This window comes from Roseateles sp. P5_B10, assembly GCF_056400485.1.
The window spans coordinates 1-526 of sequence record NZ_JBFULE010001754.1; the positions used below are offsets into that span (position 1 = coordinate 1).

A 526-nucleotide genomic window follows, 5' to 3' on the forward strand; every position below is an offset into this window, starting at 1 on the left:
GACGCATGAGCCCGCCGCGATCCGACATGTCGGATGAAAATTTTTCAGTTATTTTTGCAGGCGGAATTTCTTGTCCGCTGCGATCAATATGTCAGCCGGGCGATCTCCGCGTGCAGACGGAATGTCGCATGGCTCATCCTGATTGCGAATTGCGGCGGCGGTGAAATCATCGTTGATTGCCAAAGACGCAAGACGCGTTCGTAGCCCGGTTCGAAACATGTCCTTTTCCTGGGTTTGTTCCGGGCTAGACTGAACGACAATAAAAATACAGCCGGTCCGGGCATCACCCCCGGAATCGCAGAGGGAGAAACACATGTTGCAACGCAATCGCCTTGCCTTGTCCGCTGCTGTCGCGCTCGTCGCGGCCGCCACCATGTTCAGCGGTGCAGCCCAGGCGCAGGACTATCCGACCAAGCCGATCACACTGATCGTGCCATGGCCCGCCGGTGGCTCCACCGACATCTCGATGCGCGCGATTGCGGACGCGGCGTCGAAACATCTCGGTCAGCCGATCGCCGTCGACAAC

General features: G+C 58.4%; 1 protein-coding gene and 1 pseudogene. One reads left to right on the forward strand and one right to left on the reverse strand.

The window, feature by feature from the left end; translation table 11 throughout:
• Positions 1–48: 48 nt before the first annotated feature.
• A complete protein-coding gene (locus AC1DU6_RS35720; RefSeq protein WP_477863366.1) occupies positions 49–315 on the reverse strand; it encodes a hypothetical protein in 267 nt (88 codons plus the stop codon).
• On the opposite strand from AC1DU6_RS35720, the pseudogene AC1DU6_RS35725 reads away from it, so the two are divergent.
• Positions 314–526: pseudogene (locus AC1DU6_RS35725) on the forward strand (tripartite tricarboxylate transporter substrate binding protein); the annotation flags it as partial. The gene AC1DU6_RS35720 and the pseudogene AC1DU6_RS35725 overlap by 2 nt on opposite strands.